Genomic DNA, 21959 nt, shown 5'->3' with positions numbered 1-21959 from the left:
TTAATTATGAATTGATGCACTAGTTAACACATCTACTGAATTATCTGTTTCTTTAAATACTGTGTCTGCAGCAATCCTTCCAAATGTAAATATATCTGCTAAAGAATTGCCACCCAATCGATTACCAGCATGAAGACCACCAGCATTTTCGCCGGCACTATATAAACCATCTATAACTTTACCGTTCTTATTTAATACATGTGCATATTTATCAATAGTTAATCCACCCATTGTATGATGAATCGCAGGCTTACGTGGAGTGGCATAAAATGGAGCCACTTCACATTTTAAGTTAAACGCACTTTTATGAAACTCGGGGTCATCCTTGTTTTCAACGTAGGAATTATATTTTTTAATCGTATTAACTAAAGTTTCAGGATTCATACCTAACTTTTGTGCTAATTCTTCTAATGTATCTGCTTTAAATAATGTTCCAGCTTTAACTTGAGCATCAATTGACTCCGGAGTAGTGTTATAAGCTGTTTCTTTAATCTTGTCATCTGCAATTAAATAGAATAGTCCACCATTTTCAATTGCTGCTTTTGCTAAAGTATCTCTTTCTGCGAATTCGTTAACAAATCTTTCGCCCTTTTGGTTAACCATAATAAAGTTTTCTGGTGGAGTTTGTAATCCAGTAAAAATTTCACCAGTAACTGGATCAGATACTGGCATCATTTGTATAAATCCCATTCCAGTAAGATCTGCTCCTGCTTCAAGTCCAAGTTTAATACCATCCCCAGTAATTGCTGGAGAATTAGTTGTTGGCATATCATCAGTAATTCGTTCCCAGTAATTGTTATACTTTTGAACCATTTTCATATTTGCACCAAAACCACCTGCAGTGAGAATTATAGCTTTTGCATAAATAGTAATTTTTGAACCATCATTTTTATTAGCTTTAACACCAACAACTTTTCCATTTTTAATTATTAAATGATTTGCACATGTTTCAGTAAAAATTTTACCTCCATGATTCTTAACCCAGTCTCCTAACACATGAATATAGGCATATCCCATAGGCTCTACTGGTTTATGACCTCTTCTCCAAAGAGCACCAACTGGCATAGTTACTTCTTTTCGATCAAACTCTACACCAAGCTTAGTCAACCAATTAATTGAATCAAGCACATTATTAACTAAAGTTGAAACTAATTCATATTTACCATGAATTTCATTTCCATCAAGATCAGTTCTTTTTCCACCTAAATAAGTTTGAATTTCATGTAAAAGTGTGGAATCAAATTCATAATCAACATCTGAATCAATATATTCTTTAATTTGCTTTTGTAATTTTTTAAAATCATCCCTATACTCTAAATCAATCTGATTAATTGGTATAGCAGATAATTTTTTAAGAGTCTCTTTTTCACCAGAAAGTGCCTTAAAATTTTTTTGCCACTTTGGTTCTGCAGCATTCATGGGGCCACCTGCACGGCTAGTATTTCCACCAATTTGAGGATATTTTTCTAAAATAATTACATTACTACCATGCTCTATAGTTCTAACAGCTGCTGCAAGACCCGCACCTCCAGCACCAATTACCACCACATCAGTAGTCAATTCTTGATCTTGTGTTGATTTAGTGAGTGGTTTATTACGTTTTTTCCATTCATTACTATCTCCACCAGCTATATTAATTGCTTCAGCAACTCCATTAATTACACCTTGTGAGGAAATGGAAGCTCCAGAAACTACATCAATATTTAAAGTTTGATTATCAATTATTTGTTTAGGCAATCGTTTAAAAACTTCATCAGCAATCCCATTGGTTTCTCCAGTTGCATCAACTTTAATATTAGAAATTTTATTATCTTTGATAGTTACTTCCATTGGCATGAATGATGAACCATGTCCTTTTGCTTTTACATTATACTTACCTGATTTCATAATAACCTCTTAATTAATACTAAAATTTTTAATTATCCTTATTTGTATTTCAATTTTATGATAACGTTTACACAGATATGTGTAAAAGACTATAATAGTTATTAAACTGATAACTAAATAGTAATTAAGAAAGTTTATTATGAATAATTCAGATACAATGTTAACTTACCTTGACATGTTACTTAAAGAAAGTAACTTTCATAAAGCCGCTGAAAAACTTTATGTATCTCAACCTTATTTAAGTAAAGTTATTAAACAAATTGAAGAAAAATTAGGAACTAAAATTTTAAATCACAACACAATACCATTTTCATTAACGGATGCAGGATTATTATATTACCGATATTTAGAAAATACTTCTGCTCAAAAACATACTTTAATTCAAGAACTTCAAAAATTTACTGATAATAAAGAAATTATTAGTATTGCGATTTTAGAAAGTCTAGGTACTTTTTTATTGCCTAAGATATTACCGGGTTATCTAAAATCTCATCCCCATGTAAAAATTCAAATTAATGAAGGCTTTCCATCTGAAAGTGAAGATAAATTATTAACCAACCATGTAGATTGCTATATGGGACAAACACCCGAAACTCTTTCTCAAGGTATTCAAGCTCACATTAATGGAGGTGAAGTTTACTATATAGTAATTCCTAGTAACTCAAAGTTTTTTATCAAAAATCAATTTATCTTATCTCCAAATACATATAAGTTAGATGAACTTTTACAAGAACCATTTATTTTAAGTTCTCCCGATTCAGCAATCAGACATCAAGTAAATGGATTATTTCAAACTTACAAAATAGTTCCACAAATTAATATGGTAACTAACAGTGTGATTACAGCTGCTAACTTATCTATAAATGGACTGGGGCTTACAATTTCTTGTGCAAGTATTCTAAAAAGAATCCAACAAAAACCAATAAATCTTTATCCTTTAGATCCTAATTTAATACAAATCAGATATTTTATTGGAACAAAAAAAGGTCGACAACTAACCCCTGCTATTCAGGATCTAATTAAAGTTTTTAAAGAAACTTCATTACAAGAAAATATTCAATAATAATTAATATCGTCTATTCACTTTTATATACAAAAATAAATAAATAGTAATTTAAAAAATACAAATTTATCAGTTGTAAGCGATTGCTTATAGTAAACAAAGATTTTATAATATTCATATAATATAAAGTGAGGCGATATTTGTGAACCTGAATCAATTATACTACTTTAATGAATTAGCAAAGGAGCGCCAATTTTCTAAAGCAGCTAAGAACTTATGTATTTCGCAACCAAGTCTGTCAAACTCAATTAAGTCCTTAGAAAAAGACTTGGGCTGCAAACTTATAAACCGATCTGGTGGTCAAATCACATTAACTAAGTATGGCAAAATATTTTTCAAAGCTGCTTCTTCATCAGTTGATATCCTAGAAGATGCAAAGCGAAAAATAAACCGATACAAGCGTCAAAAAGATAATATTATCAAAATTATTAGTATTCCTTCCGCTTTTAGCAATTATCTTCCTCAAACTATTCAAAAATTTAAAAGCGAAATCTCATCAAATACTACATTTATTTACCAAAATAGTTTGTCAAATAACATTTATCGTGAACTTGAACTGGGAAATTTTGATATTGGGATTTGTTCTGGAATTAATACCAATTATCAACTTGAATTTATTCCCTTATATAGCGAAGAAATTATCGCTCTAGTTAAACCAGATCACCCTCTTGCCAAACTATCTATAGTTACACCAGCTGATTTGAAGAATTATAATATTATTACTTATTCTCAAAATACTATCTTAGGACAAAAAATAAGCCAAGCTCTTTCTCACGAATCTAATCCCAATAATATTTGTGCAACCCTTGATAATAATTTAAGTATTGCAGCCCATGTACTTACTAATAATACCGTTGGTGTCGGTGTTGATAGTATTTTTTTAAATGATTTCAATTTAACTAAAATAAAAGTAAAAGTTCCAAAAAGCACTGGGATGACTTATTTAGCCTATAATCCTAACTTAGAGCTTTCCCCTGATTTAAAACAATTAATTAATTTAATGAGCAAAAAAATGGTCAATCCTAAATCGGATTAACCATTTTTTATTTAATGTTCTGATGCACCAGAAACAGCATCAATTTCATTCATTTCCTTGGCTGCGCTATCAGCTGCAATTCTTCCAAAAGTAAAAATATCTGCTAGTGAATTGCCGCCTAAACGATTTCCCGCATGCAAACCACCAGCAACTTCTCCAGCTGCATATAATCCTTTAATTATTTGATCTTGAGTATTGATAACATGAGCATCAGTATCTATTTTTAATCCACCCATTGTATGATGGATAGCTGGTTTTCTAGGAGTAGCATAAAATGGTGCAACTTCACATTTTAAGTTAAATGCACTTTTACCAAACTCTGGATCTTTACCTTTTTCTACATAGGAATTATATTTTTTAATAGTATCAACTAATACTTTAGGATCAATGCCAATCTTTTTTGCTAATTCTTCTAAAGTATCTGCTCTAAATAAAGTTCCAGCTTCTACTTGACTATCAATAGATTCTTGAGTTGTATTATAGGCTGTTTCTTTTATTTTATCATCCGCAATTAAATAGAATAATCCTCCATTTTCAATAGCTGCTTTAGCTAAAGTATCACGCTCCGCAAATTCGTTAACGAATCTCTTTCCCTTTTGATTAATCATAATAAAGTTTTCAGGTGGAGTTTGTAAACCTGTAAATAATTCTCCAGTTTTAGGATCAGATACTGGCATTAATTGAATAAATCCCATTCCTACTAATTCTGCATTAGCTTCTTTTCCTAGAGCAATTCCATCACCTGTAATTGCTGGAGAATTGGTTGTCGCAATATCATCATCTATATGCTTCCAATATGTGTTATATTTTTGAACCATTGGAGTATTCGCACCGAAGCCACCAGATGTCAAAATTACACTTTTTGCATGAATTGTAATTTTAGATCCATTACTTTTTTCAGCTATTACACCTTTAATAGCACCATTTTCAATAATTAAATGTTGCGCACGAGTTTCAGTTAAAATAGTTCCACCATGATTTTTAACCCAATCACCTAAAACATGAATAAACGCATAACCCATTGGTTCTACTGGTTTATGACCTCTGCGCCAAAGTGCACCAACCGGCATTGTAACTTGACTACGGTCAAATTCTACTCCTAACTTAGTTAACCATTTTACTGAATCTAATACATTATCAACCAATTCTTTTACTAATGCATAATCACCATAAATCTCATTACCATTTAAATCTGTACGTTTTCCACCTAAATAAGTTTGAATTTCATGCAATAATTGTGAATCGAAGAGATAATCATCGTCTGAATCAAGATAGTTTTTAATTTGTTCTTGCAATTTCTTAAAATCAGCTTGATACTCCTCATCTATATCTGTAAGTGGAATAGAAGCCAACTTTTTTAAATCATCTTTTTCACCATTCAAAGCTTTAAAATGTTTTTGCCATGCTGGTTCAGCCGCATTCATTGGACCACCAGCGCGAGTTGTATTTCCTCCGATTTGAGGATACTTTTCAAGTAAAATTATCTTTTTTCCATTCTCAATACTTCTCGCACTCGCTGCTAAACCAGCTCCCCCTGCGCCAATCACTACAACATCTGTAGTATACTCTTCATCTTTTATACTTTGATCAACTGGCTTAGGACGTTGTTTCCATTCTGCACTTTTACCGCCAGCAGTATCAATTGCCTCAGCTACACCATCAATTACGCCATGACTTGAAATAGTTGCTCCACTCACAGTGTCTACATTTAATGTTTGACCATTTATAATTTGTTGTGGTAAACGTTTGAATACTTCATCAGCTACTCCTTTTGTTTCTCCACTCGAATCAATAGTAATCTTTTCAATTTTATCTTCCGAAAGAGTAACTTTCATTGGCATAAAACTTGTTCCATGCCCCTTAGCTTTTACGTTATATATTCCTGATTTCATAATATTTCCTCACTTTCTACAACTATTTTACAAGTCTTTAAAACATCTATGCAATATATTTTGTTTTATAATGAAGCTGAGAATAAAAATAACATGATGGGAGGGGATTCTTATGCTAGAATCGGTAAGACGTTTACACTACATCAACACTATTTTAAAATATAGCAGTTTCAGTAAAGCAGCCCATGAATTATATATTTCTCAGCCTTCTTTAACTCAAATTATTCAAGGAATTGAAAGAAAAGATGTAGGAGCAACTATAATTAATCGTTCACAGCGTCCTTATTCTCTAACCAATGCTGGTCGAATCTACTGTAATTATTTAGAGGAAATATCCTATGATACTCAAAAACTCGATAAAGAATTAATTCCTTATACTCACCCAAATCAAGAATTAATTCGCATTGGAATATTAGAAAGTTTAGGAACACTTTTATTACCACAACTTTTGCCTCAGTTTTTATTCCATCATCCTGAAATTAAAATTCAATTATTTGAATCCTCTCCTCAAAAAAGTGAAGAAAATTTATTAGATGAAGAAATTGATTGTTATATAGGGCAAAATCCCGAAACATTAACTCTAGGTGCAAAATGCATCGTTAATGGTAGTGAACAATATTATATAGTTGTTCCATCTCAATCATCATTTTATAAAAAAGATAAATTTATTTTGAGTTATTCAGATTGTAACGTTAAGCAATTATTGTCGCAACCGCTAATTTTGATATCACCAGAATTTCCAATACGTCATCAAATAAATGGTATTCTACAAAAAAGTCATATAAAACCAAAAATCCTAATGCAAACAGACAGTATTCTTACTGCAACCAATCTAGCTTTACATGGTATGGGAATTACTATTTCACCAGGAAATGTAATTAAAAAATTTATAAATATGCCAGTAAACCTTTTTCCAATAGATAAGAAAATTATGCAATTAAATTATTTTATCGCTATTAAAAAGAATCGACATATAATTAATGCACTTCAAGAATTAATTACAGAATTTAAGAATACAAATTTTAATGCGGACATTAATAATATTACAAATAAGTAAACAAAAAAGACGAGGACAAACTATCCTCGCCTTTTATTCCTATTCCGCTAGCTCCGGCTGTCAGACTCGAACTGACGACATCTTGATTAACAGTCAAGCGCTCTACCAACTGAGCTAAGCCGGAATATTAAAAAAGAGCACGGCAGCTGCCTACCCTCGCAGGCAGTCTCCCACCAACTACTCTCGGCGTTAAGAAGCTTAACTTCCGTGTTCGGCATGGGAACGGGTGTATCCTTCTTGCTATCGCCACCGTACTCTTTTGTGAGCTTTTACACTCAAAACTGAATATGAAACCTTTCCGCAAAAACCGTTGCGAATCGCTTTGGTCAAGATATCGACTGATTAGTACTGGTCCGCTCCAAGTATCACTACTCTTCCACTTCCAGCCTATCTACCTCATAGTCTCTGAGGTGTCTTACTGCTTTCGCAAAGGAAATCTCATCTTGAGGGGGGCTTCGCACTTAGATGCTTTCAGCGCTTATCCCTTCCGCACATAGCTACCCAGCGATGCCTTTGGCAAGACAACTGGTACACCAGCGGTGCGTCCATCCCGGTCCTCTCGTACTAAGGACAGCTCCTCTCAAATTTCCTGCGCCCACGACGGATAGGGACCGAACTGTCTCACGACGTTCTGAACCCAGCTCGCGTGCCGCTTTAATGGGCGAACAGCCCAACCCTTGGGACCGACTTCAGCCCCAGGATGCGACGAGCCGACATCGAGGTGCCAAACCTCCCCGTCGATGTGAACTCTTGGGGGAGATAAGCCTGTTATCCCCAGGGTAGCTTTTATCCGTTGAGTGATGGCCCTTCCATACGGTACCACCAGATCACTAAGCCCGACTTTCGTCCCTGCTCGAGATGTATCTCTCGCAGTCAAGCTCCCTTATACCTTTACACTCTGCGAATGATTTCCAACCATTCTGAGGGAACCTTTGGGCGCCTCCGTTACACTTTAGGAGGCGACCGCCCCAGTCAAACTGCCCACCTGACACTGTCCCTGACGCCGCTGAGGCGCCGAGGTTAGAGTATCCATCAAACAAGGGTAGTATCCCAACAGTGCCTCCGATAAAACTAGCGTCCTATCTTCTCAGGCTCCTACCTATCCTGTACATGTTTAACAGATACCCAATATCAAGCTACAGTGAAGCTCCATGGGGTCTTTCCGTCCTGTCGCGGGTAACCCGCATCTTCACGGGTATTATAATTTCACCGAGTCTCTCGTTGAGACAGTGCCCAAATCATTACACCTTTCGTGCAGGTCGGAACTTACCCGACAAGGAATTTCGCTACCTTAGGACCGTTATAGTTACGGCCGCCGTTTACTGGGGCTTCAATTCGAACCTTCGCCTAAGCTAAGCTCTCCTCTTAACCTTCCAGCACCGGGCAGGTGTCAGCACCTATACGTCGTCTTACGACTTTGCAGATACCTGTGTTTTTGATAAACAGTTGTTTGGGCCTATTCACTGCGGCTGATCTGTTACGATCAGCACCCCTTCTCCCGAAGTTACGGGGTCATTTTGCCGAGTTCCTTAACGAGAGTTCTCTCGCTCACCTTAGTGTTCTCCACTCGACTACCTGTGTCGGTTTGCGGTACGGGTACGATCTCTCTGGCTAGAAGCTTTTCTCGGCAGTGTGACATCAGAACCTTCGCTACTTTTATTTCGCTCCTCATCACGCCTTGCTTTTATCAAGAGCAAGCATTTGACTCACTCTCTGGCTTGACGCTTGAACGTGGATTTCCAGCCCCACGCGTTCCTAGCCTCCTGCGTCCCTCCATCGCTCTTAACGATTGATCGCAGTACAGGAATCTCTACCTGTTGTCCATCGACTACGCCTCTCGGCCTTGCCTTAGGTCCCGACTTACCCTGGGCGGACGAGCCTGCCCCAGGAAACCTTAGTCTTTCGGCGGATAGGATTCTCACCTATCTTTCGCTACTCATACCGGCATTCTCACTTCTAAGCGCTCCAACAGTCCTCTCGATCTGCCTTCGCCGCACTTAGAACGCTCTCCTACCACGTGCTCTTTAAAACACATCCACAGTTTCGGTACTATGCTTAGCCCCGGTAAATTTTCGGCGCAGCGCCACTCGACTAGTGAGCTATTACGCACTCTTTGAATGATGGCTGCTTCTGAGCCAACGTCCTAGTTGTCTACGCAACTCCACATCCTTTTCCACTTAGCATAGATTTGGGGACCTTAACTGGTGATCTGGGCTGTTTCCCTTTCGACTACGGATCTTATCACTCGCAGTCTGACTCCCGTGTATGGATATATGGAATTCGTAGTTTATCTGGATTCAGTAACCCCTGACGGGCCCCTAGTCCAAACAGAGCTCTACCTCCATTATCCTCTACCACGAGGCTAGCCCTAAAGCTATTTCGGAGAGAACCAGCTATCTCCAAGTTCGTTTGGAATTTCACCGCTACCCACAGCTCATCCCCGCAATTTTTAACTTACGTGGGTTCGGTCCTCCAGCGTGTTTTACCACGCCTTCAACCTGGCCATGGGTAGGTCACTTGGTTTCGGGTCTACGTCATGCAACTGCTCGCCCTATTCAGACTCGCTTTCGCTGCGGCTCCGTCTTTTCTGACTTAACCTCGCTGCATAACGTAACTCGCCGGTTCATTCTACAAAAGGCACGCCATTACACTTTAATGTGCTCTGACTACTTGTAGGCACACGGTTTCAGGTTCTCTTTCACTCCCCTTCCGGGGTTCTTTTCACCTTTCCCTCACGGTACTGGTTCACTATCGGTCACTAGCTAGTATTTAGCCTTGCGAGATGGTCCTCGCGGATTCAACCGGGATTCCTCGTGTCCCGGCCTACTCAGGATACTGCTCAGCCTTCTTAAGATTTCGCTTACGGGGCTCTCACCCTCTCTGGCTCACCTTCCCAGATGATTCTGCTATCTCTTGAAGTGCCTTATTGCAGTCCTACAACCCTCAATAATAAATTACTGAGTTTGGGCTCTTTCCTCTTCGCTCGCCGCTACTAAGGAAATCGATCTTTCTTTCTCTTCCTGCAGCTACTTAGATGTTTCAGTTCACTGCGTCTTGCCCTTACCATCTTAACAATGATAAGTAATGCATCTCTGCACTGGGTTCCCCCATTCGGATACCCCCGGATCATAGCTTACTTACAGCTCCCCGAGGACTTTCGTGGTTCGTCACGTCCTTCTTCGCCTTCTAGTGCCTAGGCATTCACCGTGCGCCCTTTTCTTCTTGACCTTACTCAAGATCTCTCTTCTCGGTCGCTCTTCGCAATCTGTTCAATGATTGTCTCGGTTTTTGCTTGGTTTCTTATTCAGTTTTCAATGTACTAGCTCCTGAATCCTCTAGGATTCAATGGAGGCTAACGGGATCGAACCGATGACCTCCTGCGTGCAAAGCAGGTGCTCTCCCAGCTGAGCTAAGCCCCCAATATTCTTTTATTTTAGGCTGACATAACTTTAACTCTTTTTATTCATTATGTCAATGGGCCTAAATGGACTTGAACCATCGACCTCACGCTTATCAGGCGTGCGCTCTAAACCAGCTGAGCTATAGGCCCGACTAACGCTTGTTATTCAAGTTTCTTTTGAGGTACTACCCTCAAAACTAAACAAAGTTTCTCTCGTGTGCTTCCGTTTGCTTTCTTGGCTTCTGTTAGTATCTCTACTCTCCACCATTCAGCTTCCTTAGAAAGGAGGTGATCCAGCCGCAGGTTCTCCTACGGCTACCTTGTTACGACTTCACCCTAATCATCTGTCCCACCTTAGACGGCTGGCTCCATAAAGGTTACCTCACCGGCTTTGGGTGTTACAGACTCTCATGGTGTGACGGGCGGTGTGTACAAGGCCCGGGAACGTATTCACCGCGGCGTGCTGATCCGCGATTACTAGCGATTCCAGCTTCGTGCAGGCGAGTTGCAGCCTGCAGTCCGAACTGAGAACAGCTTTAAGAGATCCGCTTGCCTTCACAGGTTCGCTTCTCGTTGTACTGCCCATTGTAGCACGTGTGTAGCCCAGGTCATAAGGGGCATGATGACTTGACGTCATCCCCACCTTCCTCCGGTTTGTCACCGGCAGTCTCATTAGAGTGCCCAACTTAATGCTGGCAACTAATAACAAGGGTTGCGCTCGTTGCGGGACTTAACCCAACATCTCACGACACGAGCTGACGACAGCCATGCACCACCTGTCTTAGCGTCCCCGAAGGGAACTCCTAATCTCTTAGGATGGCACTAGATGTCAAGACCTGGTAAGGTTCTTCGCGTTGCTTCGAATTAAACCACATGCTCCACCGCTTGTGCGGGCCCCCGTCAATTCCTTTGAGTTTCAACCTTGCGGTCGTACTCCCCAGGCGGAGTGCTTAATGCGTTAGCTGCAGCACTGAGAGGCGGAAACCTCCCAACACTTAGCACTCATCGTTTACGGCATGGACTACCAGGGTATCTAATCCTGTTCGCTACCCATGCTTTCGAGCCTCAGCGTCAGTTACAGACCAGAGAGCCGCCTTCGCCACTGGTGTTCTTCCATATATCTACGCATTCCACCGCTACACATGGAGTTCCACTCTCCTCTTCTGCACTCAAGAAACACAGTTTCCGATGCAATTCCTCGGTTGAGCCGAGGGCTTTCACATCAGACTTATCTTTCCGCCTGCGCTCGCTTTACGCCCAATAAATCCGGACAACGCTTGCCACCTACGTATTACCGCGGCTGCTGGCACGTAGTTAGCCGTGACTTTCTGGTTGATTACCGTCAAACATGAGCCAGTTACTACTCATGTCCTTCTTCACCAACAACAGAGCTTTACGATCCGAAAACCTTCTTCACTCACGCGGCGTTGCTCCATCAGGCTTTCGCCCATTGTGGAAGATTCCCTACTGCTGCCTCCCGTAGGAGTTTGGGCCGTGTCTCAGTCCCAATGTGGCCGATCAGTCTCTCAACTCGGCTATGCATCGTCGCCTTGGTGAGCCGTTACCTCACCAACTAGCTAATGCACCGCGGGTCCATCCTTTAGCGACAGCTTACGCCGCCTTTCAATCTACAGCCATGCAGCTATAGATCATATCCGGTATTAGCACCTGTTTCCAAGTGGTATCCCAGACTTAAGGGCAGGTTACCCACGTGTTACTCACCCATCCGCCGCTCGCTTCCAAAGCGTCATTACCGAAGTAAATCTGCTAATTCCGCTCGCTCGACTTGCATGTATTAGGCACGCCGCCAGCGTTCGTCCTGAGCCAGGATCAAACTCTCATTTTTATAAATAATCGTTTTTTTAAGATCTTTGTCTCAAAATTTATTGCTTGCGAATTGACTTCGCTCATTTGTTTGGGTTATTACACCCGCACACTTTGCGAAACTTTGTTCAGTTTTCAATGTACTACCTTCTGACTTAGAAGTCAGCTTTTATATTATATCAGGCTCATTTTCTTTTGTCAAGAACTTTTTTCAATTTCTTTTAAAAGATTTTTGAGCTTGGCTGTCATCTCTCTTTGGCTTTCTGCCTTTTTCCTGACGACAGTTAAATATATTACCAGCTTTTCTTCTTTTTGACAACCCCTTTTTTGAATCTTTTTTCTAAATTCTTTTGAAGTTGCTCACTCATCAGACAACAGATAATACTTTACACTGAATCTATAATTTAGTCAACAGTTAATTTTATTTTTTTATATTTAATATTTAAAATGACAATTAAACCCTATTTACTTAAATTATCACAAACAATTTTTTATCAACTTGTTTGATTGCATGTAATTAACTTATAAAACCAACTATTTCAAATCCAGATTAATACTAAAGTTTTTTGTATATTACAAAAAGCGGCTTAATAATAAATCCTGTTGATGCTTACTTAGGGTGAGATATTGACAATTTTTTATTTTTAAACAAAAAATGCCACAGTCTCACTCAAAAAATAAATAATTCACCACAAATATTCAGTTGAAGATTTTTTACTAGGACTTATTGAAAAACCTAATTTAATTATTTTTAACACTCAAATTGAAGACCGCACTTTATTCTGCTTTGCAAAACTATTCATTAACAAATGCTCTTGGTGTAGATGAAATAATACTGTTCATAATAGATAAGCGCTGCTATAGTCTCAGTATTACCAAATAAAATATTTTGACAGTTCTTACTGAAAATTGCCCTATAAATAGTAATGCTCGAGAAAATAATGACTCTCTTAATACTATTAGCCCATAGCAGGCTTTGATACATTTTTTGGTCATGTCTTCCAGCATTTCTTTTAATGAGTTTGGAGGGAGCAGGAAACAGCTTTATTTCATCGCTATTGATGGCGATACTCACCAAATTATTGAAATTCTTCCTATCTGCAAATAATGCTGATTAACAACCAAGTAAAACAAAAAAGACGAGGACAAACTATCCTCGCCTTTTATTCCTATTCCGCTAGCTCCGGCTGTCAGACTCGAACTGACGACATCTTGATTAACAGTCAAGCGCTCTACCAACTGAGCTAAGCCGGAATATTAAAAAAGAGCACGGCAGCTGCCTACCCTCGCAGGCAGTCTCCCACCAACTACTCTCGGCGTTAAGAAGCTTAACTTCCGTGTTCGGCATGGGAACGGGTGTATCCTTCTTGCTATCGCCACCGTACTCTTTTGTGAGCTTTTACACTCAAAACTGAATATGAAACCTTTCCGCAAAAACCGTTGCGAATCGCTTTGGTCAAGATATCGACTGATTAGTACTGGTCCGCTCCAAGTATCACTACTCTTCCACTTCCAGCCTATCTACCTCATAGTCTCTGAGGTGTCTTACTGCTTTCGCAAAGGAAATCTCATCTTGAGGGGGGCTTCGCACTTAGATGCTTTCAGCGCTTATCCCTTCCGCACATAGCTACCCAGCGATGCCTTTGGCAAGACAACTGGTACACCAGCGGTGCGTCCATCCCGGTCCTCTCGTACTAAGGACAGCTCCTCTCAAATTTCCTGCGCCCACGACGGATAGGGACCGAACTGTCTCACGACGTTCTGAACCCAGCTCGCGTGCCGCTTTAATGGGCGAACAGCCCAACCCTTGGGACCGACTTCAGCCCCAGGATGCGACGAGCCGACATCGAGGTGCCAAACCTCCCCGTCGATGTGAACTCTTGGGGGAGATAAGCCTGTTATCCCCAGGGTAGCTTTTATCCGTTGAGTGATGGCCCTTCCATACGGTACCACCAGATCACTAAGCCCGACTTTCGTCCCTGCTCGAGATGTATCTCTCGCAGTCAAGCTCCCTTATACCTTTACACTCTGCGAATGATTTCCAACCATTCTGAGGGAACCTTTGGGCGCCTCCGTTACACTTTAGGAGGCGACCGCCCCAGTCAAACTGCCCACCTGACACTGTCCCTGACGCCGCTGAGGCGCCGAGGTTAGAGTATCCATCAAACAAGGGTAGTATCCCAACAGTGCCTCCGATAAAACTAGCGTCCTATCTTCTCAGGCTCCTACCTATCCTGTACATGTTTAACAGATACCCAATATCAAGCTACAGTGAAGCTCCATGGGGTCTTTCCGTCCTGTCGCGGGTAACCCGCATCTTCACGGGTATTATAATTTCACCGAGTCTCTCGTTGAGACAGTGCCCAAATCATTACACCTTTCGTGCAGGTCGGAACTTACCCGACAAGGAATTTCGCTACCTTAGGACCGTTATAGTTACGGCCGCCGTTTACTGGGGCTTCAATTCGAACCTTCGCCTAAGCTAAGCTCTCCTCTTAACCTTCCAGCACCGGGCAGGTGTCAGCACCTATACGTCGTCTTACGACTTTGCAGATACCTGTGTTTTTGATAAACAGTTGTTTGGGCCTATTCACTGCGGCTGATCTGTTACGATCAGCACCCCTTCTCCCGAAGTTACGGGGTCATTTTGCCGAGTTCCTTAACGAGAGTTCTCTCGCTCACCTTAGTGTTCTCCACTCGACTACCTGTGTCGGTTTGCGGTACGGGTACGATCTCTCTGGCTAGAAGCTTTTCTCGGCAGTGTGACATCAGAACCTTCGCTACTTTTATTTCGCTCCTCATCACGCCTTGCTTTTATCAAGAGCAAGCATTTGACTCACTCTCTGGCTTGACGCTTGAACGTGGATTTCCAGCCCCACGCGTTCCTAGCCTCCTGCGTCCCTCCATCGCTCTTAACGATTGATCGCAGTACAGGAATCTCTACCTGTTGTCCATCGACTACGCCTCTCGGCCTTGCCTTAGGTCCCGACTTACCCTGGGCGGACGAGCCTGCCCCAGGAAACCTTAGTCTTTCGGCGGATAGGATTCTCACCTATCTTTCGCTACTCATACCGGCATTCTCACTTCTAAGCGCTCCAACAGTCCTCTCGATCTGCCTTCGCCGCACTTAGAACGCTCTCCTACCACGTGCTCTTTAAAACACATCCACAGTTTCGGTACTATGCTTAGCCCCGGTAAATTTTCGGCGCAGCGCCACTCGACTAGTGAGCTATTACGCACTCTTTGAATGATGGCTGCTTCTGAGCCAACGTCCTAGTTGTCTACGCAACTCCACATCCTTTTCCACTTAGCATAGATTTGGGGACCTTAACTGGTGATCTGGGCTGTTTCCCTTTCGACTACGGATCTTATCACTCGCAGTCTGACTCCCGTGTATGGATATATGGAATTCGTAGTTTATCTGGATTCAGTAACCCCTGACGGGCCCCTAGTCCAAACAGAGCTCTACCTCCATTATCCTCTACCACGAGGCTAGCCCTAAAGCTATTTCGGAGAGAACCAGCTATCTCCAAGTTCGTTTGGAATTTCACCGCTACCCACAGCTCATCCCCGCAATTTTTAACTTACGTGGGTTCGGTCCTCCAGCGTGTTTTACCACGCCTTCAACCTGGCCATGGGTAGGTCACTTGGTTTCGGGTCTACGTCATGCAACTGCTCGCCCTATTCAGACTCGCTTTCGCTGCGGCTCCGTCTTTTCTGACTTAACCTCGCTGCATAACGTAACTCGCCGGTTCATTCTACAAAAGGCACGCCATTACACTTTAATGTGCTCTGACTACTTGTAGGCACACGGTTTCAGGTTCTCTTTCACTCCCCTTCCGGGGTTCTTTTCACCTTTCCCTCACGGTACTGGTTCACTATCGGTCACTAGCTAGTATTTAGCCTTGCGAGATGGTCCTCGCGGATTCAACCGGGATTCCTCGTGTCCCGGCCTACTCAGGATACTGCTCAGCCTTCTTAAGATTTCGCTTACGGGGCTCTCACCCTCTCTGGCTCACCTTCCCAGATGATTCTGCTATCTCTTGAAGTGCCTTATTGCAGTCCTACAACCCTCAATAATAAATTACTGAGTTTGGGCTCTTTCCTCTTCGCTCGCCGCTACTAAGGAAATCGATCTTTCTTTCTCTTCCTGCAGCTACTTAGATGTTTCAGTTCACTGCGTCTTGCCCTTACCATCTTAACAATGATAAGTAATGCATCTCTGCACTGGGTTCCCCCATTCGGATACCCCCGGATCATAGCTTACTTACAGCTCCCCGAGGACTTTCGTGGTTCGTCACGTCCTTCTTCGCCTTCTAGTGCCTAGGCATTCACCGTGCGCCCTTTTCTTCTTGACCTTACTCAAGATCTCTCTTCTCGGTCGCTCTTCGCAATCTGTTCAATGATTGTCTCGGTTTTTGCTTGGTTTCTTATTCAGTTTTCAATGTACTAGCTCTTTTGAGGTACTACCCTCAAAACTAAACAAAGTTTCTCTCGTGTGCTTCCGTTTGCTTTCTTGGCTTCTGTTAGTATCTCTACTCTCCACCATTCAGCTTCCTTAGAAAGGAGGTGATCCAGCCGCAGGTTCTCCTACGGCTACCTTGTTACGACTTCACCCTAATCATCTGTCCCACCTTAGACGGCTGGCTCCATAAAGGTTACCTCACCGGCTTTGGGTGTTACAGACTCTCATGGTGTGACGGGCGGTGTGTACAAGGCCCGGGAACGTATTCACCGCGGCGTGCTGATCCGCGATTACTAGCGATTCCAGCTTCGTGCAGGCGAGTTGCAGCCTGCAGTCCGAACTGAGAACAGCTTTAAGAGATCCGCTTGCCTTCACAGGTTCGCTTCTCGTTGTACTGCCCATTGTAGCACGTGTGTAGCCCAGGTCATAAGGGGCATGATGACTTGACGTCATCCCCACCTTCCTCCGGTTTGTCACCGGCAGTCTCATTAGAGTGCCCAACTTAATGCTGGCAACTAATAACAAGGGTTGCGCTCGTTGCGGGACTTAACCCAACATCTCACGACACGAGCTGACGACAGCCATGCACCACCTGTCTTAGCGTCCCCGAAGGGAACTCCTAATCTCTTAGGATGGCACTAGATGTCAAGACCTGGTAAGGTTCTTCGCGTTGCTTCGAATTAAACCACATGCTCCACCGCTTGTGCGGGCCCCCGTCAATTCCTTTGAGTTTCAACCTTGCGGTCGTACTCCCCAGGCGGAGTGCTTAATGCGTTAGCTGCAGCACTGAGAGGCGGAAACCTCCCAACACTTAGCACTCATCGTTTACGGCATGGACTACCAGGGTATCTAATCCTGTTCGCTACCCATGCTTTCGAGCCTCAGCGTCAGTTACAGACCAGAGAGCCGCCTTCGCCACTGGTGTTCTTCCATATATCTACGCATTCCACCGCTACACATGGAGTTCCACTCTCCTCTTCTGCACTCAAGAAACACAGTTTCCGATGCAATTCCTCGGTTGAGCCGAGGGCTTTCACATCAGACTTATCTTTCCGCCTGCGCTCGCTTTACGCCCAATAAATCCGGACAACGCTTGCCACCTACGTATTACCGCGGCTGCTGGCACGTAGTTAGCCGTGACTTTCTGGTTGATTACCGTCAAACATGAGCCAGTTACTACTCATGTCCTTCTTCACCAACAACAGAGCTTTACGATCCGAAAACCTTCTTCACTCACGCGGCGTTGCTCCATCAGGCTTTCGCCCATTGTGGAAGATTCCCTACTGCTGCCTCCCGTAGGAGTTTGGGCCGTGTCTCAGTCCCAATGTGGCCGATCAGTCTCTCAACTCGGCTATGCATCGTCGCCTTGGTGAGCCGTTACCTCACCAACTAGCTAATGCACCGCGGGTCCATCCTTTAGCGACAGCTTACGCCGCCTTTCAATCTACAGCCATGCAGCTATAGATCATATCCGGTATTAGCACCTGTTTCCAAGTGGTATCCCAGACTTAAGGGCAGGTTACCCACGTGTTACTCACCCATCCGCCGCTCGCTTCCAAAGCGTCATTACCGAAGTAAATCTGCTAATTCCGCTCGCTCGACTTGCATGTATTAGGCACGCCGCCAGCGTTCGTCCTGAGCCAGGATCAAACTCTCATTTTTATAAATAATCGTTTTTTTAAGATCTTTGTCTCAAAATTTATTGCTTGCGAATTGACTTCGCTCATTTGTTTGGGTTATTACACCCGCACACTTTGCGAAACTTTGTTCAGTTTTCAATGTACTACCTTCTGACTTAGAAGTCAGCTTTTATATTATATCAGGCTCATTTTCTTTTGTCAAGAACTTTTTTCAATTTCTTTTAAAAGATTTTTGAGCTTGGCTGTCATCTCTCTTTGGCTTTCTGCCTTTTTCCTGACGACAGTTAAATATATTACCAGCTTTTCTTCTTTTTGACAACCCCTTTTTTGAATCTTTTTTAAAAAGTTTTCTTGAGCTGTCTCTTTCTTTTTCAGAAGTTCTTTATCGCTTCAAGCGACTTTATTAGAATACAGGACTTTTTGTTAAATTGCAAGCTTTTTTTGCAAAAAATTTAAATTAAATCAAAATCCCATTGCAATGGTCAACTTCGTGCTGAATTGTTTCTGCAATTAAGCCAGTAAATTCTTGAGTTTTTTTATTAAAATCTAAATCGCGATATTCAACAACAATATTATTATAGCGTTTTGTCTTGCGCATCCCCGCTAAAGATAAACAACCTTCTTCTACATCGTAGTCATCCGACTTTTCAATTATAGTTGGATTTAGCATTACCATTGGCAGCATGCCGGCATAAAAAGCAATAATTCTTTTACTTTTACCAATCATATTGGCAGCTAATCCTATTGCAATTCCTCTATTTGCAATTAAAGTATCTCTCAAATCTTCTGCAATCTTGATGTCAGATTTTTGCGCTGGGACTGACTTCTTGCTTAAAAACATTACATCATGAATAATTTCTTGTTGCATTTTTATCTCTCCTAAAATTATTAATGAAAAAATTTTAACACTTTTGTAGATAATTATCGCAAAAAAAGTTTTATAATCTATAAGTAAATCTTGAGAGGGAGTACCTTAATATGAAAAACAAACTCATTACATTAACTGCTGCTATCACATTAGGAATATCTGGCGTAGTTTTAGCAAAGCAAAAACCACAAACAGTTTACGCTGCTACTAGTGCTGAAAGAGCTGAAATGCGTAGCTTTGTAAGAAATACTTTAGCTAAACACCACGTTCGCGGTTCCGTAGTTGTCATCAAAAATGGCGAACCACAACAAATTAGCTATGGTTATGGCTGGTATGGCAAAAGAATCGGAAATGGTAATGAAAAAGTTGTCTATCCAACTGCATCGCTTCAAAAAGTTATTACTGGAGCCATGGTTATCCAACTAATTAACGAAACAAATAATACTAACCAAGAATTTTCTCAATATACTAAGATTTCTCGTTGGTACCCTAATTTAAAAAATGCCGATAAGATCACAGTAGGGAATCTTTTAACCCACACTTCTGGAATTGTCGCAACTGGTACAGAAATCAACCGAAATACTAATTATTCAGAAGAACAAGCAATTGACTGGGTAGTAAATCATGTAAATGAAACTAATGAAGCAGAACCCGGCACCTACTTTTACAACAATACAAACTATATCTTGCTTGCTGGAATTATCCGTAAAGTTACAAATCAATCCTATGAACAAAATTTCCAAACTCGAATCATTGACAGATTAGGTCTTCAAAACACTTATTTATATCAAAATATTCCTAACTATAAAACCGATGCAATTTCATATTTCTGGAATGGATTTAATAATTATAAAGATGCATCCTATGTTAAACGCTCTTTAGCATCTCAACTTCCTGGCGCTGGTAACTTGTTCTCCACACCAAAGGATTATTATAAAATTCAAGTTGGTTTATCAAACGGTCAAATTCTATCTTATTCTGACTTTAACTATTTAACCCATTTAAGAAGTAAAGTCACCGATTACTCTGGCGGAATCTATTTAAAAAACAATGACACTTTAAAATCAGCCTACGGAAACTTAGCTGGTACTCATTTTGGTGATTGGTTCCAAATGACAACTGATAATCAAAATGGTTTGGTAATGTTTTTAAATCAAACTAATAACAATGAAAATGATGAAAAAGATGCTGGTTTTGAAATTTTAAATCATATTAAACCAGGATTATTTAATCAAAGATAAACAAAAAGCATCCCTGATGGATGCTTTTTTAGTCAGCAAAATATTATTTAGTACTTTTTACTCTTTTAAATTCAGATACCTAAATAATATACTAAAAAATATTTTCTATTTACACAAATTTTTTCCATTAGAACTAATAACTTTTTTATACCAATAAAATGAATCTTTTGGTATTCTATCCAAACTCCCATTTCCGTTATCATCACGATCTACATAAATAAACCCATATCTTTTTGCCATTTGGCCAGTACCAGCGCTAATACAGTCAATACATCCCCATGTAGTATAACCTATTAAATTAACACCATTATTAACAGCTGTTTTCATAGCTTTAATGTGCTGTGATAAATAGTCAATACGATAGTCATCATGAATTTTATCATCTTCGCTCAGTTCATCAATTGCCCCTAAGCCATTTTCAACTATCATAATAGGAATTTCATAGCGATCATAAATTATTTCAAGAAAATTTTGTAAACCAATCGGATCAGTTGCCCAACCCCATTCTGAATAATTTAGATATGGATTTTTAACCCCAGAAGAAAAATTCCCACCTACTATTTCATTTACCTTATGAGTTGTCACAGTCGTTGTCATATAATAGCTAAAGGTATACAAATCCACTTTACCTTCTTCAAAAATTTTGAGATCATCTTGAGTAATATCAAGATGAACATTATGCTCACCCCAAAGACGCTTAGCATAAGTTGGATACTTACCTTTAACTTGTACATCGCCACAATAGTAGACCCCTTGTTCCATTAACTGCCTTGTTGCCAAAACATCTTTAGGATCAGGGGTAAGTGAATAATCTAACATTCCCAGAATCATATTACCGACTACATAGTTTGAATCAATCTGATGAGCTAATTTAACCGCTTTTGCTGAAGCTACAAATTGATAATGTAATTTTTGATATGCATGCTGAAAAGCTTTGTCACCCTTTTCTACATTGTTGTTACCAGTTAACATCAAAATTGTAGAATTAATTTCATTAAAAGTTAACCAATATTTTACTAACCCCTTATATTCCTCAAATAATGTTTTAGCGTACTTAACATACATATCAATCATACCGCGATTTTGCCAATCATTATATTTTTCACTTAAATACAATGGATCTTCATAATGAGAAATAGTTACCAATGGTTCAATTCCATACTTCTTACATTCCTCAAAAACTTTACGATAGAAATTAAGTCCACACTGATTTGGTTTATCTTCGTTACCTTTTGGGAAAATTCGTGTCCATGCAATTGAAAGTCGAAATACTTTAAATCCCATATCAGCAAACATTTTAATATCTTCCTTATAATGATGATAAAAATCAATTGCAACATGACTAGGATAATATTCGTTCGAATCAATTGCACCAATTGCTCCTTTAGGCAAACCAGCCCCAGGTGCCGAAGGCTTTTTTTCTAATTTACCATTTACTTTATAAGTTAAATATCTAGGATGATTAGGTGCTCCTGCAGTTGTAATATCCGTTACTGACAATCCTTTACCATCCACATTGTATGCACCCTCAATTTGATTTGCGGCTGTTGCACCACCCCATAAGAAATCTTTCTTAAATGCCATTT

The 21959-nt window shown here is 40.5% G+C and carries 8 protein-coding genes, 4 tRNA genes and 6 rRNA genes; 4 read left to right on the top strand and 14 right to left on the bottom strand.

Translation table 11 applies throughout. The features are described from left to right. The gene (locus FOD82_RS00465; RefSeq protein WP_144354551.1) at positions 1-1887 is read right to left on the bottom strand and encodes a flavocytochrome c; all 1887 of its coding nucleotides are present in this window, start codon (positions 1885-1887) and stop codon (positions 1-3) included. Positions 1888-2026: 139 nt separating this feature from the next. On the opposite strand from FOD82_RS00465, the gene FOD82_RS00460 reads away from it, so the two are divergent. Then, positions 2027-2950 carry a LysR family transcriptional regulator gene (locus FOD82_RS00460; protein WP_144354550.1) on the top strand — a complete coding sequence of 308 codons (924 nt, stop codon included), beginning with the start codon at positions 2027-2029 and terminating at the stop codon, positions 2948-2950. A gap of 142 nt (positions 2951-3092) precedes the next feature. Continuing rightward, complete coding sequence (locus FOD82_RS00455) at positions 3093-3986, top strand: LysR family transcriptional regulator (RefSeq protein ID WP_144354549.1); 894 nt, start codon at positions 3093-3095, stop codon at positions 3984-3986. 11 nt (positions 3987-3997) lie between these two features. Here the strand turns inward: FOD82_RS00455 and FOD82_RS00450 are convergent, their stop codons facing one another. Then, the gene (locus FOD82_RS00450; RefSeq protein ID WP_144354548.1) at positions 3998-5878 is read right to left on the bottom strand and encodes a flavocytochrome c; all 1881 of its coding nucleotides are present in this window, start codon (positions 5876-5878) and stop codon (positions 3998-4000) included. Between the two features lie 112 nt (positions 5879-5990). On the opposite strand from FOD82_RS00450, the gene FOD82_RS00445 reads away from it, so the two are divergent. Further along, positions 5991-6935, top strand: a complete 945-nt coding sequence (locus tag FOD82_RS00445) for a LysR family transcriptional regulator (protein WP_144354547.1) — start codon at positions 5991-5993, stop codon at positions 6933-6935. Between the two features lie 51 nt (positions 6936-6986). On the opposite strand, the gene FOD82_RS00440 is transcribed toward FOD82_RS00445, so the two are convergent. The 11 genes from FOD82_RS00440 to FOD82_RS00390 form a co-directional block, all read right to left on the bottom strand. Continuing rightward, a tRNA-Asn gene (locus FOD82_RS00440) sits at positions 6987-7059 on the bottom strand. A 13-nt stretch (positions 7060-7072) separates the two neighbouring features. Further along, a 5S ribosomal RNA gene (gene rrf / locus FOD82_RS00435) occupies positions 7073-7189 on the bottom strand. A 68-nt stretch (positions 7190-7257) separates the two neighbouring features. Beyond that, positions 7258-10163: ribosomal RNA gene (locus tag FOD82_RS00430) — 23S ribosomal RNA — on the bottom strand. A gap of 118 nt (positions 10164-10281) precedes the next feature. After that, a tRNA-Ala gene (locus FOD82_RS00425) sits at positions 10282-10354 on the bottom strand. 56 nt (positions 10355-10410) lie between these two features. Continuing rightward, positions 10411-10485, bottom strand: a tRNA-Ile gene (locus tag FOD82_RS00420). 131 nt (positions 10486-10616) lie between these two features. Next, a 16S ribosomal RNA gene (locus FOD82_RS00415) occupies positions 10617-12181 on the bottom strand. A gap of 1159 nt (positions 12182-13340) precedes the next feature. Beyond that, positions 13341-13413: transfer RNA gene (locus FOD82_RS00410), tRNA-Asn, on the bottom strand. Positions 13414-13426: 13 nt separating this feature from the next. Further along, positions 13427-13543: ribosomal RNA gene (gene rrf, locus FOD82_RS00405) — 5S ribosomal RNA — on the bottom strand. Positions 13544-13611: 68 nt separating this feature from the next. Next, positions 13612-16517 (bottom strand): 23S ribosomal RNA (locus tag FOD82_RS00400). Between the two features lie 204 nt (positions 16518-16721). After that, positions 16722-18286 (bottom strand): 16S ribosomal RNA (locus tag FOD82_RS00395). The 16S, 23S and 5S rRNA genes sit together here with 4 tRNA genes alongside, the layout of an rRNA operon. A 435-nt stretch (positions 18287-18721) precedes the next feature. Beyond that, complete coding sequence (locus FOD82_RS00390; RefSeq protein ID WP_144354546.1) at positions 18722-19132, bottom strand: peptide deformylase; 411 nt, start codon at positions 19130-19132, stop codon at positions 18722-18724. A gap of 110 nt (positions 19133-19242) precedes the next feature. Here FOD82_RS00390 and FOD82_RS00385 point away from each other — a divergent pair, with 110 nt between their 5' ends. Further along, positions 19243-20373 carry a serine hydrolase domain-containing protein gene (locus tag FOD82_RS00385; protein WP_144354545.1) on the top strand — a complete coding sequence of 377 codons (1131 nt, stop codon included), beginning with the start codon at positions 19243-19245 and terminating at the stop codon, positions 20371-20373. Between the two features lie 105 nt (positions 20374-20478). Here the strand turns inward: FOD82_RS00385 and FOD82_RS00380 are convergent, their stop codons facing one another. After that, the gene (locus FOD82_RS00380; RefSeq protein WP_144354544.1) at positions 20479-21957 is read right to left on the bottom strand and encodes a glycoside hydrolase family 1 protein; all 1479 of its coding nucleotides are present in this window, start codon (positions 21955-21957) and stop codon (positions 20479-20481) included. Between the last annotated feature and the right edge of the window lie 2 nt (positions 21958-21959).

The organism is Lactobacillus sp. LL6, assembly GCF_007570935.1.
Classification (GTDB): domain Bacteria; phylum Bacillota; class Bacilli; order Lactobacillales; family Lactobacillaceae; genus Lactobacillus.
The sequence above is the reverse complement of the archived record's forward strand: the minus strand, read 5'-3'. Positions and strand labels throughout refer to the sequence as shown.